The sequence below is a fragment of the Parasutterella excrementihominis YIT 11859 genome (assembly GCF_000205025.1).
Taxonomy (GTDB): domain Bacteria; phylum Pseudomonadota; class Gammaproteobacteria; order Burkholderiales; family Burkholderiaceae_F; genus Parasutterella; species Parasutterella excrementihominis.
Genome location: NZ_GL883705.1, coordinates 1 through 19828 on the forward strand (window position 1 = coordinate 1; position 19828 = coordinate 19828).

A 19828-nucleotide genomic window follows, 5' to 3' on the forward strand; every position below is an offset into this window, starting at 1 on the left:
GTTGGGAGCAAAGGGGTTCCATGTCATTAAATATCAGCTGCACGGCCTGCTGTTCTTCGATTGATAAGAAAAGGGGCGGGAGCCGAACGACTCTCGCCCAAAATTTTTCACCCCAATTGCTCTTGTTGACACGGAGTACATTCATGCCTCTATGCTTCCAAGGAGAAGATTGAAATCACTCAATCGACAAGAGGAAATATAGCACATATTGATAACGATTATCAATATCATTGATAGGCAACTTTCTGTTGTACTCCCGTGAATAGTGAGGACGCTTCGCGGACCATCCTATTACCAGAATAATTTCAACATAGCATATGGGACCTTCCTAAAAATAAATTTGTAGCGCGCAAAACAAAATCATTGACACTCCCAAAAAATTGGCATATAGATAGGTTGATTTATATCCCAACCACCTCATCAAGGAGAAGCAAATGACTACCAGACGGCAATTAATCAAGACTTCTTTATCGCTTGCGGCGGTTCCTATTGGAATGAGCGTTGCTATTGAAGTAGCGCACGCAGAGGACATGCCGCAATGGGACAAAGAGACAGATGTTCTTGTCCTCGGTTATGGCAATGCAGGTTCCAATGCTGCGATCGCAGCGGCTGATGCCGGCGCAAAAGTTCTTATTTTGGAGAAAACAGCTGCCGGAGGAGGAAACGTATCTGTCTCCTCCGGTGGGTTTGTCGTTCCGACAAACAAGGAAGACTATTATAAGTTCCAAAAAGCGTTGTATGAATTGTCTCGCTCTGAGTGGGACAAGGACCTTCTGGATCTTTTCTGCGAAGAGTCTCTTCATTTGGGCGACTATGTTTCTTCGTTGGCTCCGGAAGGAAAGATCAGTGTTTACGGTCATGCAGGTTATCAAAACCTGCCGGGTGCAGACTGTGTAAACAAGATGTCAATGAGAAACGTTCCCGGCGCGAAAGGCGGAGACCGACTCTTCGGAATCTTTGATCGCGCGGTCAAGGCGAGAAATATCCCAGTTCTTGTTAATTGTCCTGCCAGAAGGTTGGTTAGAAGAGGAAACGAGGTCTTGGGTGTCGAAGCTATATATAAGGGCAAGCCTTATTTTGTAAAAGCCAACAAAGCCGTTGTGATTTGTACCGGCGGCTTCCAATCTAATCCAGAACTGATGGCTCGCTACATTTACGGCAATCCGATGGCTTACCTCGGGAGTCCTGCCCATACCGGCGATGGACTTTTGATGGCGCAGTCCATGGGGTGCGACTTGTGGCATATGAATTCGGTTTCTGCACCCTTAGGCATTCAGGTACCAGGAGTTAAGGCAGGTATTGCCATGGTTACAAGGCAGCCGGCCTTCATTTGGGTCGACCAAGACGGCAAACGCTTCGTAAATGAGAAGAAATTGGATTACCACTGCTCTTGGATGGCTGTCAATAATTTCGACGCCATTAATCATCGTTATCCGAGAATTCCATGCTACATGATCATGGACTCGAGCTATCTGAAAGCCGGTCCGCTTATCTCCAACGGCGGTTCAGGCTGGGCTATCAACCGTGAAGGATATAAATGGAGCAAGGACAATCAAAAAGAAATTGATTCCGGCGTCATCATCAAAGCCGATACGGTTGAAGAGCTGGCAAAGAAACTTGGCATTGCCGACCCGGCAGTGCTCGTTGCAACAGTGAAGCGCTGGAACAGCGACTTAAGAGAAAAAGGAATTGACACAGAATACGGTCGTACGCTGACAGCAGATCCGAATATGAAGGCAGTCTTTGTGGGACGTGACGTCAAGAGCTGGTCAGCTCCGATTGAAGAAGGACCTTTCTACGCCGTGAAACTGGTTCCTGTTACATACCATACGATGGGAGGCCCGAAGAAGTCCGTGAAGGCGGAAGTTTTAGATCCTTTCGGTGAGCCGATCCCGCGGCTTTATGTTGCCGGTGAGCTTGGTTCTACTTGGGGCCTGACTTACCAAGGCGCCTGCGCAAATGCTGACGCAATGGTTTTCGGAAGAGTCGCGGGAAAGAACGCGGCTGCTTTGGAAAACTGGAAGTAATTTTTTAATGCTGGTCAGCCCTGAAGGATTACGTTATTTCTTCAGGGCGGTGTATTTTTTACTTATGCAGGAAAGTTTTTGTATTGCTCTTTCGAGTAGAGTTCTCGGATTGTCTGTTGAGAAAATATGAACATATTGTTCGCGCTCCCGAATTTGTAAAACTTGCCGTTTAGTTCCTTTTTTGTGTAATTGTACTTTTGTGGACTTGGCGAAATTAAGTGGACATCGTATAGGCAAAAAATTTACTGAGAATAAATTAGATCAGTCCCAAACCTCAGCCCAATGAGTGAATTTCCTCCCTTTTTGGGAGAAGACCAACGCTGCTCTTATCAAGTTGCTCTGTGGCAGCTGACTTCCATACTGCCGAGCCTTTATTTGACGAACGGCTTCTTGAAGGAGAGCTTCGGGAGAAGCGCCTTTTCGACAATATTTGAATTCCAGTACCCAATAGTTTTTGTCAGTTTGAATTTCGAGATCGCTTCTGCCATGAGCATTGTGAGCCTCGCATCTCGCAGTTATTAAGGTGCTGGAGCTACTTACCATGATGAATACAGCAGCGCGGCAGCTCGCCTCACTTGAAAGGGGGAACGCCTGGTAGTCAATTCCTAGGACAATCCGGTTCACTTCTTCTACGAATGCACTGAGATTTCCGTCTTCCAAATAGTCGGCAAGATAACCTTCCCCCGCTCGATTTATCGCATTTTTATCCAAGATCGCCTCAGCATAAAGACGTGCCATGGAAACGCTAACTTCTCTATTTGGATAGCCCAGCGTTACGGTTGTTCCTCTTACGGCTTTGATCGTCAGGTATCCAGTCTGCGCAAGAAGAACGTTATCCTCCAAAAGAGAGAATTTTGCGGAAAGCGCCAAGTCATCTAATTGGACTTGTTTTTCGCTTTCGTAATCCTCCGGCCTCAATGTGGAGTGGGATTTTAGATATTCGAGCAGTACTCCTGGCTGACCACCGCTTTCGTACCAATAATTATCAAAGCCGTTTGAGGGAAAATTCAAAAATTTCAACAGAGACCAAGGAGAAAAAACGCGCTGAGTTGCTGTTCTTTCAAAGCAAAATCCATCGTAGTTTACGGTTAGCTCTTCCAGAAGCTTTTCTTTTTCAATGCCGAGCTGAAAAGATGCTTGCTCGAGATAACCAGAAAAATACTTTTGTACTTCTCGATGAGAATATCCAAGCAAGGATCCGAATTCAGACATTAAAGAAATGTCCGTAAAGTGATTGAGCTCAGAAAAAATGCTGGTTTGGCTGAACTTTGCAATTCCTGTCATAAAGAAAAATCTTATTGCTCCATCCCATTGCTTAAAAGCAGCGTAGAGCCTCCAGAGTTTCTTTCTGACTTCATCAAACAGCTCAGGTTTATTTGGACAAGTAGTGAGCGGAGTGTCGTATTCATCTAGAAGCAGGACTACGGAGTTGTCGGCTTGGTCAGCCAACCAACCGATAAATGCACGGAGACCTTCTGTATCTGTCTTTATAGGACTGACAAGCCGGTTGACAGTTAAAGTATCAAGGAGGTACTGGTCGAGAAGTTCACTAAATTCTTCTGCGGAGGAAAAGCCTTTCAGATTCGAGAAATCCAATCGTATGACTTGATAAGTATTTTCGTCTTTCCATAAGGATTCTATTTCTAGGCCATAAAAGTCCCTTAATCCATATTTGAAGAGGGATTCGAATGTAGATAGCAGCAGGGATTTTCCAAAGCGTCTGGGTCTCGAAAGAAAAAACTTTTGGCGCTTAGAGGCCAAGGTGTAGATCAGCCTGGTCTTATCAACATAAATTTGGCCGCTTTTGCGCAATGCAGAGAAGTCCGAAGTTCCGAGTGGGAGCGGCGCCAAAATTGTTTCCATAAAGCCTCCAGTTTGTTTTAATGTTATCAACACTAATAAGTAGTCGCTTACTTAACTTAACGCAAGGAAGTTGAAAGAAGACCATCCAAGAGGAAAGGATTTAGCTACGTACCAAATGATAGTTATAGGAATCTCCGCCTAAAAACTGTGCTAATTAAAACCTCCCCCAAAAGGGGCAATTCTTTAGGGTCAGAGAAGGATTTCCAGATGCTTTCGACAAAAAGAGGCGGCACCAAGTAATCAGTAGCCGCCCAGGAGAAATTGAAGGTTTCAGTTGTTTTTGTTTAATTCAATCCGTTCAGCTGTCCCGCGTAAAGAATGAACAGACGCAGGCACATCATGCCGGCGATTGCCGAAATGCAGCTGAGGTAAAAGCAGGCTGCAGAGCGGAAGAAGCTCAATGTAATTGGAACAATCATGCCGACGAAGATGGCGCCGAGCCAGAAGACCCAGGCCCAAACTCCGGTTGTAAAGGCGCTGAATGCGATCTTTGCCACTTCCGTGCCGGTGATCAAAGAGACTGCGATCATGAAGATGCACATCGCTTCGACCAGGATGATCGGGTACTCGGCTACATGCAGGATATGCATGGAGGAGTCTTCACGCTCTGCACCGAAGCAAATCGCAAAGAGACGAATGGCGGCGCAGCCCGCGGAAAAGCCCGAAGCGACGAACAGGGCCGGGAGAACTGCCGTGTTGATGAGCGGGAAACGAATCAGCGCGGAGATCAGGAAGCCGGTGTAAGCGCAAATCACGACGGCTAGAATCATGACCACCCAGTCCAGCACAACTCGGAAATGAGCGAGGAAGTCTGTGAGCGGTTTTAGAAACTTCAATATCGGTAAATCTCTGAAGACTAAAAGCGTCAAAACAAAGAGCAGCGGGATATAGAAGAGCAAAGCCGCAACACCGATACTCATCACCGAGGTCGGGTTGTAGAAGATCAGAATGCGCCAGAAGTTGAAAGGATCCGTCAGGTCAAGCACTAAGCACACCATACCCAAAAGGATGGTGACGAGGCCCACCATGGTGGCAGCTTTCATCTGAGGATTGTCGGCGTGCGTCCCTTTATAGAGATTGATGATGATGGCAAGCGCCACCGCACCGCCGGAAATACCGGCTAAGAATAGGTAGACGGCAATCGGCCAGGGCCACGCCACGCTTCCGGATAAACCGGTCGTAAAGTCAATGACGATATCTGTGGTCTGCATATCAAACCTCTTCTTTCAGTTTCGGGATGTAATGCAGGTTCGGATGGGTTCCGAGAACTGCGCGTACACGCACGGAGTTCTTAACGGCCAGCATCTTACTGATGTAAGAATTCGGATCGTTCGTGTCACCGAAGACAAGCGCATCGTAGCGGCAGGCTTGGACACAAGCCGGCTGCTCGCCGATAGCAAGCTTGGTGTGCAGACAGAAGTCACAGTTCTCTGCGGCCTTCGTTTCTTCGTTAATGAAACGAACATTGTAGGGACAGCCGGCAATGCAGTACTTACAGCCAACGCAGCGGGAATTGTCCATGGTCACGATGTTGGTGGCCGGATCTATGTGCGCAGCGCCTGTCGGACAGACTCTCACGCAGGGCGGCTCGGAACACTGCTGGCAGGATACGCGGACATACTTGCGGTTGCCAGGCGTTCCGTCGAGCGGCGACTGGCGCTCCAGCGTCATGCGAAGCTGACCGGCAGGAACGTGATTGGTTTCGGAGCAGGCTTCTTTGCAGGCTCCGCAGCCGACACATTTGTTCTGGTCGAAGATCATCGCAAACCGAGGCTTATATCCGCTGACATTACCGGCCTTTGCTTCCTGCTTATTCAGCAGAACAGCAGTGACGGCTCCGAGGGCCGTGCCGGCTAGGAATTTTCTACGGTCTATTGTCATGATTTCTCTCCGAGGCCCGATCCCGGGCCTCTCGGAACGGTTACTTAAGCGGATCTACTGCAGTCTTGGAGAACTTTCCTGCGTCCAAGATTTCTTGAGCTTTGCGGACATAATTCTGAGCGGCAGCCAGGCGCTGGGTCATATAGTTATGAGCGTGGGCACCCCAGGAACCGTCTTTTTCGATCATGTCGGCAATCTGTGTGGCCAAATCCACATAGGAGAGGACCTGGGTTCTTTGATCGCGATCGAGTCGTGTAACTTCAAGAAGCTTATTGATGCGTTCGGTTGCACCGCGAATTTCTTTGTAGCCTTCTTTAATCGGGTTCTGCCATTTCACGAGTTCGCCGTAAACCTGCTTCTGATCTTTGTAGACAAGACCTTCTTCAAGTTTAGAGGTGTACTGGCTGTGGCAGCCTTTGCCTTCAAACACCGTCCAGTCAGCAGGAGCATTGCGTGCGCAGCTCCACATCAGATCAACAAAGTCGCGGCCTTTTTCATCTTTAGCCAGTTCGTACTGAGATACGATCTTGCCGTCGACTTTGACTTCCTTTTTAACATAGGAAGTCTTGTCGGGCGACGGATTGATCTTATACATATGGGCACGGTACAAAGCGGTGCCTGCGACCTTGGCCTGATCTTCGCTGTATTCGGCCGGTTTCGGCATATTGGGCATATGGCAGGCAATGCAGTCTAAGTTGCTGTGCGTATCCGTGTGTTTGAATACGTCGGCCTGGACCGTGTGGCAAGTCTTGCAGTCCTGCTTCATCGGAGGATTGCTGACGTAGGCCATCCAAGCCGTACCTTTAACTTCGGATTGATCGTGGCAAGAGAGGCAGCCCACGCCGTGACGGGCATGCACGCTCATGAAATGTTGGGCCGTCTTGTCGTTGTAGTTGGATTCGGCGAGAGACCGTAGTTCTTTCTTAGAGAGCTTGATCTCAGTTCTTGGGTCGATTCTGAGTGAATGAAGGAAACCTTCTACGCCTTCGATTTTAAAGGGAACGTTCTTGAGGCTTTCCGGAGCTTTAACGGGAACGTTGTCTTGTGCAAAGGCGGTAGAGGACATCGCTAAGCACGCCAGTGCGGACAGGAGAATGGTTGTTTTGAGAGTTGACATTTTGTGCCTTTGAATGCTTTGTGGGTTACGGGTTAAGCGGACGCATTTCCTGCTCTTCTGCGAGGAACTCCGCTAAGTCGTCGTCCAAATATTTGTCTGAGTACAGAAAAATCGTCCCGGAGGAGGTCTGCGTGAACTTGATGTCCTTGTTTTCTTCTTTCCGTCCGATGGATTGAAGCAAACATTCCAGCGTCGGAACATCAAAATCAAACGGAGCCTCAAGGAACATCTGAGAGGGAACCGGCCGCGGATAAATTCGGGAGTTTTCTCTAATTTGATCGCACACCAGCGCTTCGGCGTTGTCTTTGACCGCCAGAATTCTGGCGTAGGAGTGCGACATGAGCGGTTTGAAGTAGAGGTACTCTGCTCCGTCCGGTGCGGTGATCGAGAAGACGCCTAAGTCGCCTTCTTCGGTCGCTTTGCAGACGGTTTCGAAATAATCCTCAGGGAGTTCCTCTTCCAGCTCTTCTTCGGTCTGCAGGTCGCTCGGATGAATATCTCCGCGGACGAGAGAACGAAGCATTTCTCTGCGGCTTAAAGCCTTGCGGCTAGGACGCAGATTCGGATGCTCGGCCTCGTAGAGATCAACCTTACCCTGCGGCGTGAGCTGGACCTCAAATTCCTGCTGCTCTTTGCGCTTTAATGTACGCTCTAAAACCGCATCGGTAGAGGTTTCAGCGGCTGCCTGCAGCTCGGCTGCATCGGGCACGGGAGCGGTTTTGACCTGACGAAGAAAAAGCTCTTTTACTTTCCCTTTTTTGGCCAATTCCGTTTTTCCGCTGAAGTCGGCCACGATGTCGGCTAAAAGCAGTACGTGCGCTTTAAAGAGCGGCAGTTCGTAGATATTTTCCTGTTGACTCATGATGGAAGACCCGTGTTATTTAATGAGACCTTCTTTCTGCAGAACAGGGATGACAAAGTCCAGACGGTAGGCCTTCAAAGTATCCGTTGTCGGAACACCGGTTTCTTTATCGCAGCCAACCTGCTCAAAGAAGATGTCAAAGCTCTTGTTAATGTCATCCGGATCCATGCGAACGGTACCTTTCGTGAAGGGCTTCCTATCCTTCGGATCGGTGTAAATCCATCCCGGAACCAGGTCATGGTCCTTTCTCATGTTGGAGGAACCCAGCTGGCGCATCGTGTAGACGCGCTGCAGCATCCAGGCGCGGATACCGTCTTTATCCAGATCGTCGCCGGTCTTATTGACGCCGGTGACAGCGGAGAAGATCTTGGCTTCCATGTTGGGGTCGCCGACGTACTGATTTTTTTCGTCGGGGCAGTATTCCCACGGAGCCATCCAGGAGCACAGACCCAGCATGTTGTGCAGTTCTGTTCTGGCGATAACCCACTGAAGGCGTTTCATCTTATAAGTATTGGTCGGTGTGTAGTCGCCGATTTGGTCGACAGCACTTTCGTCGCCCCAGGTGACTTTGGCGATGTGCTTCATTTCTTTGATCGGCAGACCGCTGCGGGTGAAGTTCACATGAGCGTGCGCCATCGGGTCGCGGTTCCACATGCAGTTAAGCACGCAGCCTAATTGTCCGTCGTCTTCATTGGTGTGATGCTTCGGGTGACCGTTGGACCAATAAAGCGTACGGTGGTCGTCACTCCAGGTTTTAACCGGAATACCGAAGTGGTCGAGCATGACAGGCGTTGTTTCGCCGAGCCACTTGCCGAATTCGCCTTTGCGATAAGCGATTCTCGGAAGGAAGTCCTGCATAGCAGATGCGTCCACATCGTCGATCTTCTTCCAGGGCAGGGAGTCGTACTCTTCCTTGGAGAGGAGTTTTTTCCAATATCCGTCCTGATACATGACGATCATGTCGCGCTGCAGCTGACCGTAGTTGCACCACAGACCCAAGTCGTCCATCAGCTGGCTTCCAACGATTGCGATTTCGATGTTCCTTTCCGGATGATTCTTCAGATTCGGATAGAAGAAGATCGGGAAGAGCAGGCCGCCGCAGGTCTGTTCGGTAATCGGATGAACGTTGTACTTGGCGGCTGTTGCGGTATCTTTAATGACCGGATAGCAGCGGATCGGGCAGGCAAAGCACCCGTTGTTGCGGACGTGGCGAGCCCATTCGCGGTCGCCTAAGAAGAATTCGCCGGCGTTGGTGCGGAAGGCCATCTTAGATAGACGCCTTGTGTCGAGCGGGACGTTGATCGGAGGATTGGCTGCACCCCATTGTTTTCCGGGCATACCGGACCAGCGGGAATTCAGAGAATGGTATTCAAAGAGCGGATGCGGATAGCGGGAAACCACCGTCTGAGTCAAAGCGCCCAGGAGTTCTTTATTGCGGTTGACGAGTTTTTCCCATTCTTCTTTGTCTGCTGCGATATGGATCGGCTGGTCGCCGTCGATTGCCAAACCTTTCAGATTCTTAGAACCCCAGACCCCGCCGATGCCGCCGCCGGTATGGCTCTTGGCATTGATGATGACGGACATCGGAAGAAGATTTTCGCCTGCCGGTCCGATGACTGTGACGGAAGCGGTAGGAGAAGTTTCCTGATTGATTAAGGCCGCTGCACGGCGTGTTCCTTCACCCCAAATATGATTGGCTTTTCTGATCTGAACATCGTCGTTATTGACGTAAACGTATACCGGTTCTTTGGCTTTGCCTTCAATGACGATGAAGTCGTAGCCGGCGTATTTCATTTTGGCACCGAGGTCTCCGCCCAAGTGAGCACTTCCGATTTCATGGATCGGATAGGTGGTCGGATACATGGTGGTAACGGAAGTTCTGCCGGAGCAGACGGCGCCCGTACCGGTCAGAGGGCCGGGAGCGATAACGATTTTGTTGGCTTCATCGAAAGCCTGTGTTTTCGGAGGGACTTCATCCCAAAAGATTTTGTAGCCCAAAGCTGTTCCGCCGATCCAATCTTTCTGTGTCGGAACCTTTGTGATTTCACCGGTAGTGAGGTTGATTCGAAGACCTTGTCCGGTCCAACCGTATTTCTTTGCTTCTGACATTTGGATAACCTATAGAGAAAATCAGCCGTGACAAATACCGCACTGGTCGTTGTTGTTCTGAGGCATATAGCCGTGAGGAACGCCGCGGGTCGGTTCTTTGGAACGATCCATCCAGGGTACGTAGCGGATGGCTTCGGTCGGGCAGGCTTTCACGCATTTCGGATCGCCGTTGCAGAGAAAGCACTTGCTGGCGACGTTCTTTTCAACGTCGAAGCTCATCATGTTCCAGGGGCAGGCTTTTTGGCAAAGGCCGCAGCCGATGCAGGTTTCTTCATCGACATAACGGGCACCGGTCTTCGGATTGACGCGGATGGCGCCTTTCGGGCAGGCGTTGGCGCAGGGAACCGGGTGGTCGCACTGGCGGCAGGTGTCTTGAACGCATACCGGATCAGAGCCGTATGCGCCGTTGTGCGGAGAGGTGAGAGAGGTGCCTTCCGTACCGTAGAACATTCCGCGATTAATTTTGATTCGAGCAAGGCGCGGATCTGCTTTACCGTCATTGAATTCCGTGCAAGCTAATTCGCAGCGCTGGCAGCTGACACATAAACTCGGATCCGCAATCAGGATGCCTTTCGGAGCGGAGAGAATGATGTACGGCTGTGCACCAGTTTGTGCGCGGGCGGCGTTCATCGCAGCCACGGCGGCAGCGACGGTTGATACTTCTAAGAAGCCGCGTCGGGTGATATCCATCGGCAATCTTGCCTTGGACAACAGTCCTTTGAGATCTAGCATTTTGACTCCTGTGGTCGCAAAGATAGAATCCGCATAATCAGGGTGAAACAATTATGCAGGGGGTCTTTTCAAATTAATTTGAAGACTGACGAAGGGAGCGCTTCAGTATTTAATTTAGGAGTGTCCGGTCAGCGATGAAGAAGACTTATTTGTCGAGTGAGGGCGGAAAGAAGAAATGGAAGGGAAGGAGCTGCTCAGCCTGATTGGCGATGAACAGATTTTCTTCTTTGCTTACATCCGAAAGCGCAAAGCTAATAAAGTTGTGTAAAAGCATTGCTGTCTCCTTGCGAACGAAATTCAGTGGGGTGTAAAGGTGTTGGATTTCGTTACGGGTAGGAGTATACCCTAAAGTGTTTCCACTTGTTAGTAATTTAAGTTTGTTTTAATTTATACCGTGAATTAGCTATAGTCTTAATCCGTTCGGATGAATTTATAGAAAATTCAATCGTTTATTGATTTCTCCTCTCTTTTAGTGATAGCAAAAATTATTAGAGAGGCGTACCGAAAGTACCCCTAGTCAATCCTCAAAATAGGTTTTATTACCATGTTTTTAGTATGCAACTAAGTAGAAGTTCTAATCACGCTAACCTGTTATTTTTGCAGAAAAAATTCTCTTGGAGACAAAAAATAGAAATCTGCACTCGAGTATGAGCTCAAGCGCAGATTTAGCGTGAGGCAGGAAACGTAAATTCGATTCTCGCTAATCAGGCCAGAATTTTGCCGACGACGTTAACAAGCAGCTGAGAAGCCTGAGGGAGGATAGCTTCATTAAAGTTCATGTTTCGGTCATGCAGTCCCGGTGCGGCGCCGCTTCCGATGCCGTAATACAGAACTCGGAGCTCCGGTTTGGCTTTCTTGTAGAAGTGGAAATCTTCCCCGCCGCCTCCGCAGTTAGTACCCAAAGTTTCTTTTCCGAAAGTCCCTGCAACGGTTTCTTTGAATAGCTCACCGAGTGCTTCATCGTATTCAGGACCCGGGCAATACTCTGTGACTTCGCAGGAAGCCTTGGCCCCGAAGCTGCCTTCTAAGCCTGCGGCTGCGAGTTTCATTCTTCCGATGATCGCTTCGAGTGCGGCATTGTCCTGAGCACGGAGGTCGTAGGCGATCTTCACAAAGCTCGGAATGGAATTGGTTGCACCGACTTCAGAATGAATCTGGGTCGGTTTGACGGACCAAGACTTGTTCGGATCGATTTTGATCAGCCCGACTGAAGCAATGTACTGAGAGGCGGCTTCGATCGGATTGATGCCGAGATGCGGTCTTGCGGCATGAGCCTGTTTGCCGTCAATGCGAACTTCAACGGTTGCACAAGCAACATGATTCACGGACGCACAGTATTTTCCGAACGGAAGGTCCTGAACGGGCCGGATGTGAGAACCAACAACGATATCAACGCCGTCTAGGACGCCGTCTTTGATCATGGCGAGCGCGCCCTGGAGGCTTTCTTCAGCCGGCTGAAACGCCAGACGAACTTTTCCCTTTTTAAGGTTTTTGCGGATTTCGGGAGCTGCGGCAAGAAGAATTGCCGCATGAGCATCATGGCCGCAGGCGTGAATGGCCTCTATTCTTTCAGGATCGTTGGGATCTGCATAGGGCAAAGCATCGATGTCGGCGCGAAGCATGACCATGGGACCAGCAACGCCGCTGTCAATATCAACAACTAGGCCATGACCGCCCACGCCTGAGCGGACGTTAAAACCCATTTCTTCGAGTTTGTTTTGGATGTATTGAGCAGTTTTGATTTCCTGGCCGGAAAGTTCTGCCAGTTTGTGCAGTTCAGTTCTGTACTGAATGGCTTCTTGGAATGACATATTTGGAACAACAAGTAGCGACCGGCCGGTCTCGATTCGAGCCTAATCCTCCGATCGTTCGTCGTCTCAAGAAGAGACGCGCAGATTTTAGGATAGGACCTATCCTTTGACAATCTGGCTCGGTAGAAATCAGAGTCTTCCAAGAAGCGTTCGTGCGATTAGGCAGCAGAATCTTTTACTCCTGTCAGGTGCTGATGCTGAAATTTGTCGAAGAATTTCAGAGGGATGATAGTGAAGATGATCAAGCCTCCCGCGAGGAACCCAACGTATCCGAGGGATGCCGCAAGGCCTTCATTGATGATTTCTTCCGGCGGAATAAAACCGCAGAGCAGCGCAATTAAAGAGGTACAGAAGGCCACGCCCGACATTAAGATCATTCCTACCCTTCCGCCCGGAACTTTGTATTCTCCCGGGCTGTCGGGGTTTTCAATTTTGAGACGAATTGCCGCGGCAAACATCAGTAGGTACATGATCATGTAAAGCTGAGAGCACAAAGCAAGGAACAGCCAGAAGGCATCCGACACGCTGGGCATGATGAGCACACTCAGGCTCAGGAAAGACGCTAGGGAGGCCTGCAGAATAAAAATTCTTGTCTGCATGCCGTAACTGTTTCGGTATTGCCAATACTGCGGAAGATAGCCTTCTTTAGCAACTTCGAGCAAACCGCGGGAAGGACCGTTCATCCATGTCACGACAGATGCTAAAGCGCCGTAGGCTAAAAGACAGGCGAGAATCGGTGTGAGCCAGCCGACTCCGAGGGCATTTAGCATCAATTCAAAACTTTGGCAGACACCTGCGGACTTAGACAGATCGCCGATCGGAACAACAAGAGAAATCGAGAGCGCACCTAAGACGGAAAGGATCAAAATAATGGCCGTTGCCAGGTAAATGGATTTCGGGAAAGATGAGCGCGGATTCTTCATCGAGGTGACATGCACGGAGCTCATTTCCATACCGGCGAGCGACACCATCATGCCGGCAAGCAGCATCCATTGTCTTGCAGTGGACAGGTCGGGAATAAGCGCTTTTCCGCTGTCCAAATTGATTTGAACCGGTTTGCCGAGCCAAACATAGGTGAGCGCACAGACAATCAGAAAAAAGCCGGGAATAATGGTTCCGACAACCACACCGGAATTTGATAAGAAAACCGATAACCGCATGCCGCGGAAGTTTAGAAAGGTGGAGAGCCACAACAAAAAGATGGCCGTAAAGAAGATGTACCACCGATTTGAGGCTAACTCGGGATTAAAAATGTATGCGATGCAGGTGGCAACAAAGGTGACCGCGGCCGGATACCACGGCATGTTTTGGAACCATTCCATAAAGATCGCGAGGAACCCGAGCTGGGGGCCGAACGCTTCTTTGACCCAAATAAAGACGCCGCCGCGCTGAGGATAAGTACTGGCAAGTTCTGCGGATACTAAAGCAGAGGGAATGAAGAAACAGGCAGCTGCGGCTGAGAGGAAGAAAATAATGTTCCAGCCGTATTCAGCCATACTCGGCAGATTTCTCAGCGAGAAAACGGAGCACACAGTGAGCATGGCCATGCCTTTAATGCTCATGGTGAAGGCAGAATTCGGCGCTTCTTTATCTTCCATAACTATCCTTCCGGGAACTTTCGCAAATCGATCTGAAGGAGAACTGCGTGCTGCCGGAGAACTCGTCGGGCGATCGATGGGTTATAACCGCTCAATATATTGAGAATTGTGGAAGGATAACCGAGCTTTGACGCAAAATAGGGATGGGGTTGGCCCTGTCGGCTTGTTCACTTACGTTCCGTTGCAACTTCGGAAGTTTTTGTTGTGTCTATCCAACAGTGCGCCTTGAGCAGTCGCTAAAAGGTAGATTTTCGATATCGGTGCCGAGTTCGTGTGCGAGCAGATATTTTTTGACATCAAAACCGCCGCCGTAACCGGTGAGTGACTTATCTTTGCCGATGACGCGGTGGCAGGGAACGATGATGGAGAAAGGATTATCTCCGATGGCAACACCGATTGCTCGAGCGGCTTTTGGAGTTCCGGCTTTTTGAGCGAGCTCCCCGTAAGTGATCGTCTCGCCGTATGGAATTTCCAGCAAGAGCTGCCAAACGCGTTTTTGGAAATCCGTGCCGAGGAAAAGGAGATCAAAGTCCGGAGCTTCTTTGCTGCCTTCGAAATACGCATCGAGCCAATCGGAAGCCGTTTCGATAACTTTCGATGTGCTTTTGACCACAGATGCCTTGGTGTACTTTTGCAGGCGGTTCATGATGGTGGAGTGGTGCCAGCCGTCAATCCAATCTGCAACGACCAAACGGTTATTCCATGAACCGAGTGTCAGCGCCCCTCCACAAGGAAGCCTCTTTTCTGAGATGTAGATCGGTTCGATCGCTTCGGAAGTCGTAATTTGTGGTCTTTTTCTCATTTTTTCTATTGGGAGGATGGTGAATTTGTTCTTGGGAAGATTTTATGAACAAACGGACTGCGAAGAGGCAGCCCGTTAGCGCGTTAGAAAGAGGTTACTCAGGTCAAAGAATAATGCGGTGAGGGATGATTTCTTTCATCAAAAGCGTGGTCTCGACCTTCTTAATATTAGGCAGCGAAGAGAGCTGCGTGTCGTAGGCTTCCTGATAGGCGGTCAAATCCGGAGTGGCGACCAGAAGGACGTAGTCCTGCTCGCCGAAGATCCGATGCGCTTCGATGATGCAGGAAATTTTTTCCAGGGCTTTTTCAAATTCTGTGATTTTTTCACCGGCAGCTTGCGACAAGGTGATGAATACCAGTGCCTGGAAACCCATGCCGACAAGCTTGGGATTGACAACGGCTTGATAGCTTTCAATGACGCCGGATTCCTCAAGATTCTTAACTCTTCGCTGGCAGGAAGATACGCTGAGATTGGTCTTTTTTGAAAGTTCGGAAAGTTGGATTTTTCCATTCTCTAAAAGAACGGAAAGAATCTCTTTGTCGTATTTATCCATGGACCGGTCTCACCATAAAAGAAGTTGACCAAATTCTAGCAATCTTATGCCGAAAGGAAGTAGTCAATGTGCACAAAATGCAACTTCCTCCCGACAAAACTGCTTATTAATGTTCGCTCTTAAGGCCTGCGCCGCAAAGAGAGAGGAGGGCGTCCTCGGTCGGACCGAATTTTTCGCAGTAGCGATAGTAGGCGGCAAGCGCGGCGGCTGTGGTGTGTTCAACATAGAAACCGCGTTTTGACATTTCCTCGCGGCACGGAAGAATTCTGTCTTCCGGAGCGGTGATTACTTTGACGTTGTGGCGGCGGATCATGTCGAGTACTTCATCGGCGCGAGCCGGTTTGCCGATCGCAATGCCTTCTGCCAATGTTGGTTTCGGTGTGACTTCGACTAAAGAAGAAGACCCCTGTTCTTCGGTTTCATAGAACGGAGCGCAGTTTTCGCTTTGAACGGCGATGAGCTGCGGGAATTCGTCGATAACTCCGGAACGCATGAGATGCTCTAAAGCGAGGACGGCGCCAATGAAGAGCGTTCCGTTGCCGAGTTCAATGAAGATATGACGAGGGATTCTTTTGAGCTGCTCGAAGGTTTCATAAATATAGGCTTTTGTGCCTTCGTAGAAGTAAGGGTTGTAAACGTGGTTGGCGTAGTAAGCCCCTTCTTCTTTGACCTTAGAGCGGCAGACTTCGGCGCAATGGTCTCTAGTTCCGGGGACGACAACCGCTTTGGCTCCGAAGCCTTCAATCATGGCGATCTTATTCGGGCTGGTGCCTTCGGGAACGTAAATTTCGCAGGCGATACCGCTTCTGGCGCAGTAGGCGGCAACAGCCACGCCGGCGTTGCCGCTGGAGTCCTGAACGCATTTTTTAACGCCGATGGCTTTCATATGGCTTACCAAGGTAGCTGCTCCGCGGTCCTTAAAGGAGAGCGTCGGCATCATGAAATCCATCTTGAGGAAGACGTTTCCGTTATAGGAAACGATGGGCGTCATGCCTTCTCCCATGGAAACTCGGCGCCAAACATCACCGTCCAAATTCATAAAAGCGTGGTAACGGAATTGAGACCAAACCGATTTATCAATTAAGGATTCCTGCCAAAGAGGAAGGTGATCCTGAGGAAGGGAAAACAGGCCGCCGCATTCGCAGGCGTTATGAAAGGTTGAAGTGGGTGTTTCTTTGCCGCAGCTCGTGCAGATGTAGCTCATTGGGACTCCGAAAATAATTAATTATGTAAAAAAGACCACAACCTCGAAAGTATACCGAGAATCAACGTTAAGGAAGGGTGTGCGCCTGATCAAGGAGGAAAAAGGACGCGATAGTTTGGATGGTAACTATGAGAAAAAGACCACAAAATTTTCTCTGCTTTTGCTGAAGGTGCCGGAGGTTGTGAGACCCGTTGCTTTGCTCATTTTGCGTGCTTAGGGTTCAAAAAAATCTTCCGTAAACTAGAATAATTCTCATTTCAAACAAAAGTAAAGGTTACTTATCATGGGTGAAAACAACAAGGTATTGCTTGGTGTCCTCGGCGGCGTCTTACTCGGTGCTTTTGGTGCTGCTGTCGTCAAACGCGGAAATCTTCGTCCTCATGCCGCCAAAGTCCTTTCGTACGGATACGACATTAAGGATGCAATCATTGAGCAGGCTGAAACGCTCAAAGAAACATGTGAAGATTTAGCTGCCGAAGCCAAAGAAAAATACGAAGATCGTAAAGCCGAAGAACAGAAACCGGCTGTGACGCCCGCTCCGACTGTTGTCCCTGAAGATTCGAAAAAAGAATAAGTCGGACTTTCTGACATTAGTTTCAGAAATTTAGCTGTCGAGGTAGGTATGGATTTTCGAGTGGTATCGAAAACGCGGCATCGTGCGCGTTTTCGCTCTGATTTCAAATTTGGATTTGAGGCCGCTGAGCAGTTGGCGGACAAAATCGAATTGATTCCCGGCATAGAAGGCGTGGAAGTGAACGCCCGAACCGGAAGTGTGCTGATCGTGTACAAGGCGGAGAGCGCTTTTGAAAAAACACGATCCTTGCTCGGGGAAGAAATCGAAACGCTTAACTCAATGCCTAAAACTATACCGAAAGGCGGCAGTCTGGTTTCTGAGGTTGCTTTCTGGCCGGCCGTGCGCTTAGTCGCCAGAAATTTGATTCCGTTCCCGCTGCGTCTGGGGCTTTTCATCAATAGCGTCAAAGATATTTTCTATGACGGTTTCAGTAGTTTGTTTAAGGGAAAGCTGAGTGTCGAGGTTCTGGACATGAGTTCTATCCTTCTGGCGCTCATCATGCGGGACTTCAAAACGGCGAGCACGACCGCACTTCTGCTCGGTCTCGGGGAACGCCTGGAAGAGTGGACCCGCAGAAAGACCATGGCCAATTTGACGGAATCTCTGGCAGTTAATGTAGACACTGTTTGGATTGAGAAGGACGGCATTGAGCTTGAAGTTCCGTTTGGCTCCTTAACGGAAAAAGACACAGTCATCGTTAGAGCCGGTTCTGCAATTCCCGTCGACGGAGAGGTCATCGGCGGCGAAGGAATGGTCAACCAGGTTTCAATGACCGGCGAGCCGCTTCCCGTACACCGTTATTGCGCCAGTACGGTTTTTGCAGGAACAACGCTGGAAGAAGGCAAACTTCTGATTCGTCCGACAGGAATCGGATCGGAAACCCGACTGAATAAGATCGTCAGCTTCATTGAAAGCAGCGAAAAAGCAAAGGCGAGTATCGAGGGTCAGGCCGTTCGTCTTGCCGACCGAATCGTCCCGTACAGCTTTTTATTAGCAGGTGTTGTGGGCTTGGCTACCCGGAACTTGGCAAAAGTAGCCGCTGTTTTAATGGTTGACTATTCTTGCGCTTTAAAGCTTGCGACACCGATCGCATTTTTAAGTGCGATGAAGGAAGCTGCTAACCACAAGATCCTTATTAAAGGCGGTAAATATTTGGAGGCGTTAGCCAAAGTTGATACCGTCGTTTTTGATAAGACCGGCACGTTAACTGTTTCCTCGCCAAAGGTTGCAAAGGTCGTTTCGTTGGATCCTGATTGGACGGAAGACGAGGTTCTGAAGATTTCTGCTTGTTTGGAAGAACATTTCCCGCATCCGGTTGCCCGCGCTGTGGTCAAAGCCGCAGAGCAAAAGAATTTGGCGCATGAAGAAGAGCATGCAGAGGTTGAATATATTGTCGGCCACGGTATTGCCTCGAAATTACGCGGTCAGCATTTGGTGATCGGTTCCCGTCATTTCGTAGAAGAAGATGAAGGCGTGTCATGTGCTTTTGCGCAAAACCAAATTGAAGCCATTGCGTCCAAAGGTCATTCTGTTCTCTATCTGGCGATGGGCCAGAAGCTCATAGGCTTGATCGGCATTGAAGATCCTTTAAGAGACGAATCGAAGTATGTCATAGCTCGCCTTCGCCAAATGGGCATTCCGCACATTGTGATGATCACCGGTGACGGAGAAAAAACCGCGGCCAATGTGGCGGCTCGTCTCGGAATTACCGAGTTCTACTCTCAAGTGCTTCCCGACGGAAAGTCCGCCATTGTGTCGCGTTTAGAAAAAGAGGGCAGGCGCGTTTTGATGATCGGTGACGGCATCAACGACACGCCTGCGCTGTCTGCTGCTTCGGTCGGCGTCTCGTTGTCCGACGGCGCCGATCTTGCAAAGGAAGTCGCCTCCGTTGTTCTATTAGGTTCTGATTTAACGCATTTGCCGCTGGCGCTGGAGCTCGGAAGAAGAACCTACGCAAGAATCAAAACGAATTTCAGAACTACGATCGGACTGAATACAGCGTATTTAGTCGGAGGGCTGGCCGGATTGATTATGCCGGCGACCGGAGCCGTTCTGCATAATGCGACAACGCTCGGCGTGGCCTGGAACGCTCAGCGCGCCAAGCTTCCAGGCGACACATCCGACTATGCACCTTTCCTCCTGGAGTTTGCGCAATGACTTTCTTAGATCAATACATCGTTAGCCGCACAAAAAGTCGGATGCGGTTGCGGATTCCTCAGCTAAAAAGCAATGAGACTGCGGTAAAAATTTTCGACGAAGTTAGAAATGTCGCAGGAATCGAAACGGCAGATATCAACGAAACAACGGGTTCTTTGCTCATTCGATTTGTGCCGGAGCTTTTTGACGAGCAGCAGCTTGAAAAGATCTTGCAGCACAACCTGGAAGGGCTCCCTGTCAGCAGTCGGTGCGCGCCCGAGAAAATTCTGAGAAGCAAGGAGCTTCGCAGGGTGGAGAACGGCAGCATGATGCTCTTTGGCGGAGCCACCCTTGCATCAATCTTGCTGAAAAACTGGAAACTCCATACATATGCGGGAATCGCGTACACCGTGTTCACGCTTTTGCATATGTATCGGTACCGAAAGACTTTGACGAGATAACGCAGGGCCTCCAAGATTCGGAGGCTTTTTTCTTATCACTTCTATAGTCGTTACTTGACATCCTCTTCGTCATAAATGACAAGGATTCCATACCACCT

The 19828-nt window shown here is 49.5% G+C and carries 17 protein-coding genes; 4 read left to right on the forward strand and 13 right to left on the reverse strand.

What is annotated here, in order from left to right:
• The first annotated feature begins 434 nt into the window (after positions 1-434).
• Positions 435-2027, forward strand: a complete 1593-nt coding sequence (locus HMPREF9439_RS05690) for an FAD-dependent oxidoreductase (protein WP_008864107.1) — start codon at positions 435-437, stop codon at positions 2025-2027.
• Between the two features lie 261 nt (positions 2028-2288).
• On the opposite strand, the gene HMPREF9439_RS05695 is transcribed toward HMPREF9439_RS05690, so the two are convergent.
• The 13 genes from HMPREF9439_RS05695 to HMPREF9439_RS05750 form a co-directional block, all read right to left on the reverse strand.
• On the reverse strand, positions 2289-3890 hold the full coding sequence (locus HMPREF9439_RS05695) for an AAA family ATPase (RefSeq protein ID WP_008864109.1): 1602 nt from the start codon (positions 3888-3890) through the stop codon (positions 2289-2291).
• A gap of 284 nt (positions 3891-4174) precedes the next feature.
• Positions 4175-5101: an NrfD/PsrC family molybdoenzyme membrane anchor subunit gene (nrfD, locus tag HMPREF9439_RS05700; protein ID WP_008812374.1), complete on the reverse strand. Its 927-nt coding sequence runs from the start codon at positions 5099-5101 to the stop codon at positions 4175-4177.
• Position 5102: 1 nt separating this feature from the next.
• Positions 5103-5771 (reverse strand): 4Fe-4S dicluster domain-containing protein, encoded by a 669-nt coding sequence (locus tag HMPREF9439_RS05705; RefSeq protein WP_008812373.1) that lies wholly within the window; start codon positions 5769-5771, stop codon positions 5103-5105.
• 40 nt (positions 5772-5811) lie between these two features.
• Positions 5812-6888, reverse strand: coding sequence for a cytochrome c3 family protein (locus HMPREF9439_RS05710; RefSeq protein ID WP_008812372.1), 1077 nt, complete (start codon positions 6886-6888; stop codon positions 5812-5814).
• A gap of 25 nt (positions 6889-6913) precedes the next feature.
• On the reverse strand, positions 6914-7750 hold the full coding sequence (locus HMPREF9439_RS05715) for a hypothetical protein (RefSeq protein ID WP_008864110.1): 837 nt from the start codon (positions 7748-7750) through the stop codon (positions 6914-6916).
• Positions 7751-7765: 15 nt separating this feature from the next.
• Positions 7766-9859: an aldehyde ferredoxin oxidoreductase N-terminal domain-containing protein gene (locus HMPREF9439_RS05720; RefSeq protein WP_008812370.1), complete on the reverse strand. Its 2094-nt coding sequence runs from the start codon at positions 9857-9859 to the stop codon at positions 7766-7768.
• A gap of 21 nt (positions 9860-9880) precedes the next feature.
• Positions 9881-10591, reverse strand: coding sequence for a 4Fe-4S dicluster domain-containing protein (locus HMPREF9439_RS05725; protein WP_008812369.1), 711 nt, complete (start codon positions 10589-10591; stop codon positions 9881-9883).
• Between the two features lie 145 nt (positions 10592-10736).
• Positions 10737-10865 carry a hypothetical protein gene (locus HMPREF9439_RS13560; RefSeq protein WP_008864111.1) on the reverse strand — a complete coding sequence of 43 codons (129 nt, stop codon included), beginning with the start codon at positions 10863-10865 and terminating at the stop codon, positions 10737-10739.
• A 430-nt stretch (positions 10866-11295) separates the two neighbouring features.
• Positions 11296-12402, reverse strand: a complete 1107-nt coding sequence (locus HMPREF9439_RS05730; RefSeq protein ID WP_008864112.1) for an amidohydrolase — start codon at positions 12400-12402, stop codon at positions 11296-11298.
• Positions 12403-12560: 158 nt separating this feature from the next.
• Positions 12561-14000 carry an APC family permease gene (locus tag HMPREF9439_RS05735; protein WP_008864113.1) on the reverse strand — a complete coding sequence of 480 codons (1440 nt, stop codon included), beginning with the start codon at positions 13998-14000 and terminating at the stop codon, positions 12561-12563.
• A 208-nt stretch (positions 14001-14208) separates the two neighbouring features.
• Positions 14209-14802 carry a methylated-DNA--[protein]-cysteine S-methyltransferase gene (locus tag HMPREF9439_RS05740; RefSeq protein WP_008864114.1) on the reverse strand — a complete coding sequence of 198 codons (594 nt, stop codon included), beginning with the start codon at positions 14800-14802 and terminating at the stop codon, positions 14209-14211.
• Positions 14803-14905: 103 nt separating this feature from the next.
• A complete protein-coding gene (locus HMPREF9439_RS05745; RefSeq protein ID WP_008864115.1) occupies positions 14906-15355 on the reverse strand; it encodes an Lrp/AsnC family transcriptional regulator in 450 nt (149 codons plus the stop codon).
• Positions 15356-15461: 106 nt separating this feature from the next.
• A complete protein-coding gene (locus HMPREF9439_RS05750) occupies positions 15462-16559 on the reverse strand; it encodes a threonine synthase (protein ID WP_040603473.1) in 1098 nt (365 codons plus the stop codon).
• Positions 16560-16842: 283 nt separating this feature from the next.
• On the opposite strand from HMPREF9439_RS05750, the gene HMPREF9439_RS05755 reads away from it, so the two are divergent.
• The 3 genes from HMPREF9439_RS05755 to HMPREF9439_RS05765 are packed head-to-tail and all read left to right on the forward strand — an operon-like array spanning position 16843 to position 19730.
• Positions 16843-17133 (forward strand): hypothetical protein, encoded by a 291-nt coding sequence (locus tag HMPREF9439_RS05755; protein WP_008864118.1) that lies wholly within the window; start codon positions 16843-16845, stop codon positions 17131-17133.
• Positions 17134-17181: 48 nt separating this feature from the next.
• Entirely contained in the window at positions 17182-19290 is a 2109-nt protein-coding gene (locus tag HMPREF9439_RS05760) for a heavy metal translocating P-type ATPase (protein WP_008864119.1), read from the forward strand.
• On the forward strand, positions 19287-19730 hold the full coding sequence (locus HMPREF9439_RS05765; RefSeq protein ID WP_008864120.1) for an HMA2 domain-containing protein: 444 nt from the start codon (positions 19287-19289) through the stop codon (positions 19728-19730). Before HMPREF9439_RS05760 ends, HMPREF9439_RS05765 begins: the two co-directional genes overlap by 4 nt.
• Positions 19731-19828: the final 98 nt, after the last annotated feature.

Bases quoted from the DNA above. Each gene is read 5' to 3' on its own strand.
- HMPREF9439_RS05755 (WP_008864118.1), top strand. From the start codon at position 16,843: ATGGGTGAAAACAACAAGGTATTGCTTGGTGTCCTCGGCGGCGTCTTA.
- HMPREF9439_RS05695 (WP_008864109.1), bottom strand. From the start codon at position 3,890: ATGGAAACAATTTTGGCGCCGCTCCCACTCGGAACTTCGGACTTCTCT.
- HMPREF9439_RS05705 (WP_008812373.1), bottom strand. From the start codon at position 5,771: ATGACAATAGACCGTAGAAAATTCCTAGCCGGCACGGCCCTCGGAGCC.
- HMPREF9439_RS05715 (WP_008864110.1), bottom strand. From the start codon at position 7,750: ATGAGTCAACAGGAAAATATCTACGAACTGCCGCTCTTTAAAGCGCAC.
- HMPREF9439_RS05735 (WP_008864113.1), bottom strand. From the start codon at position 14,000: ATGGAAGATAAAGAAGCGCCGAATTCTGCCTTCACCATGAGCATTAAA.
- HMPREF9439_RS05720 (WP_008812370.1), bottom strand. From the start codon at position 9,859: ATGTCAGAAGCAAAGAAATACGGTTGGACCGGACAAGGTCTTCGAATC.
- HMPREF9439_RS05760 (WP_008864119.1), top strand. From the start codon at position 17,182: ATGGATTTTCGAGTGGTATCGAAAACGCGGCATCGTGCGCGTTTTCGC.
- HMPREF9439_RS05690 (WP_008864107.1), top strand. From the start codon at position 435: ATGACTACCAGACGGCAATTAATCAAGACTTCTTTATCGCTTGCGGCG.
- HMPREF9439_RS05740 (WP_008864114.1), bottom strand. From the start codon at position 14,802: ATGAGAAAAAGACCACAAATTACGACTTCCGAAGCGATCGAACCGATC.
- HMPREF9439_RS05730 (WP_008864112.1), bottom strand. From the start codon at position 12,402: ATGTCATTCCAAGAAGCCATTCAGTACAGAACTGAACTGCACAAACTG.
- HMPREF9439_RS05745 (WP_008864115.1), bottom strand. From the start codon at position 15,355: ATGGATAAATACGACAAAGAGATTCTTTCCGTTCTTTTAGAGAATGGA.
- HMPREF9439_RS13560 (WP_008864111.1), bottom strand. From the start codon at position 10,865: ATGCTTTTACACAACTTTATTAGCTTTGCGCTTTCGGATGTAAGCAAA.
- HMPREF9439_RS05725 (WP_008812369.1), bottom strand. From the start codon at position 10,591: ATGCTAGATCTCAAAGGACTGTTGTCCAAGGCAAGATTGCCGATGGAT.
- nrfD (WP_008812374.1), bottom strand. From the start codon at position 5,101: ATGCAGACCACAGATATCGTCATTGACTTTACGACCGGTTTATCCGGA.
- HMPREF9439_RS05710 (WP_008812372.1), bottom strand. From the start codon at position 6,888: ATGTCAACTCTCAAAACAACCATTCTCCTGTCCGCACTGGCGTGCTTA.
- HMPREF9439_RS05765 (WP_008864120.1), top strand. From the start codon at position 19,287: ATGACTTTCTTAGATCAATACATCGTTAGCCGCACAAAAAGTCGGATG.
- HMPREF9439_RS05750 (WP_040603473.1), bottom strand. From the start codon at position 16,559: ATGAGCTACATCTGCACGAGCTGCGGCAAAGAAACACCCACTTCAACC.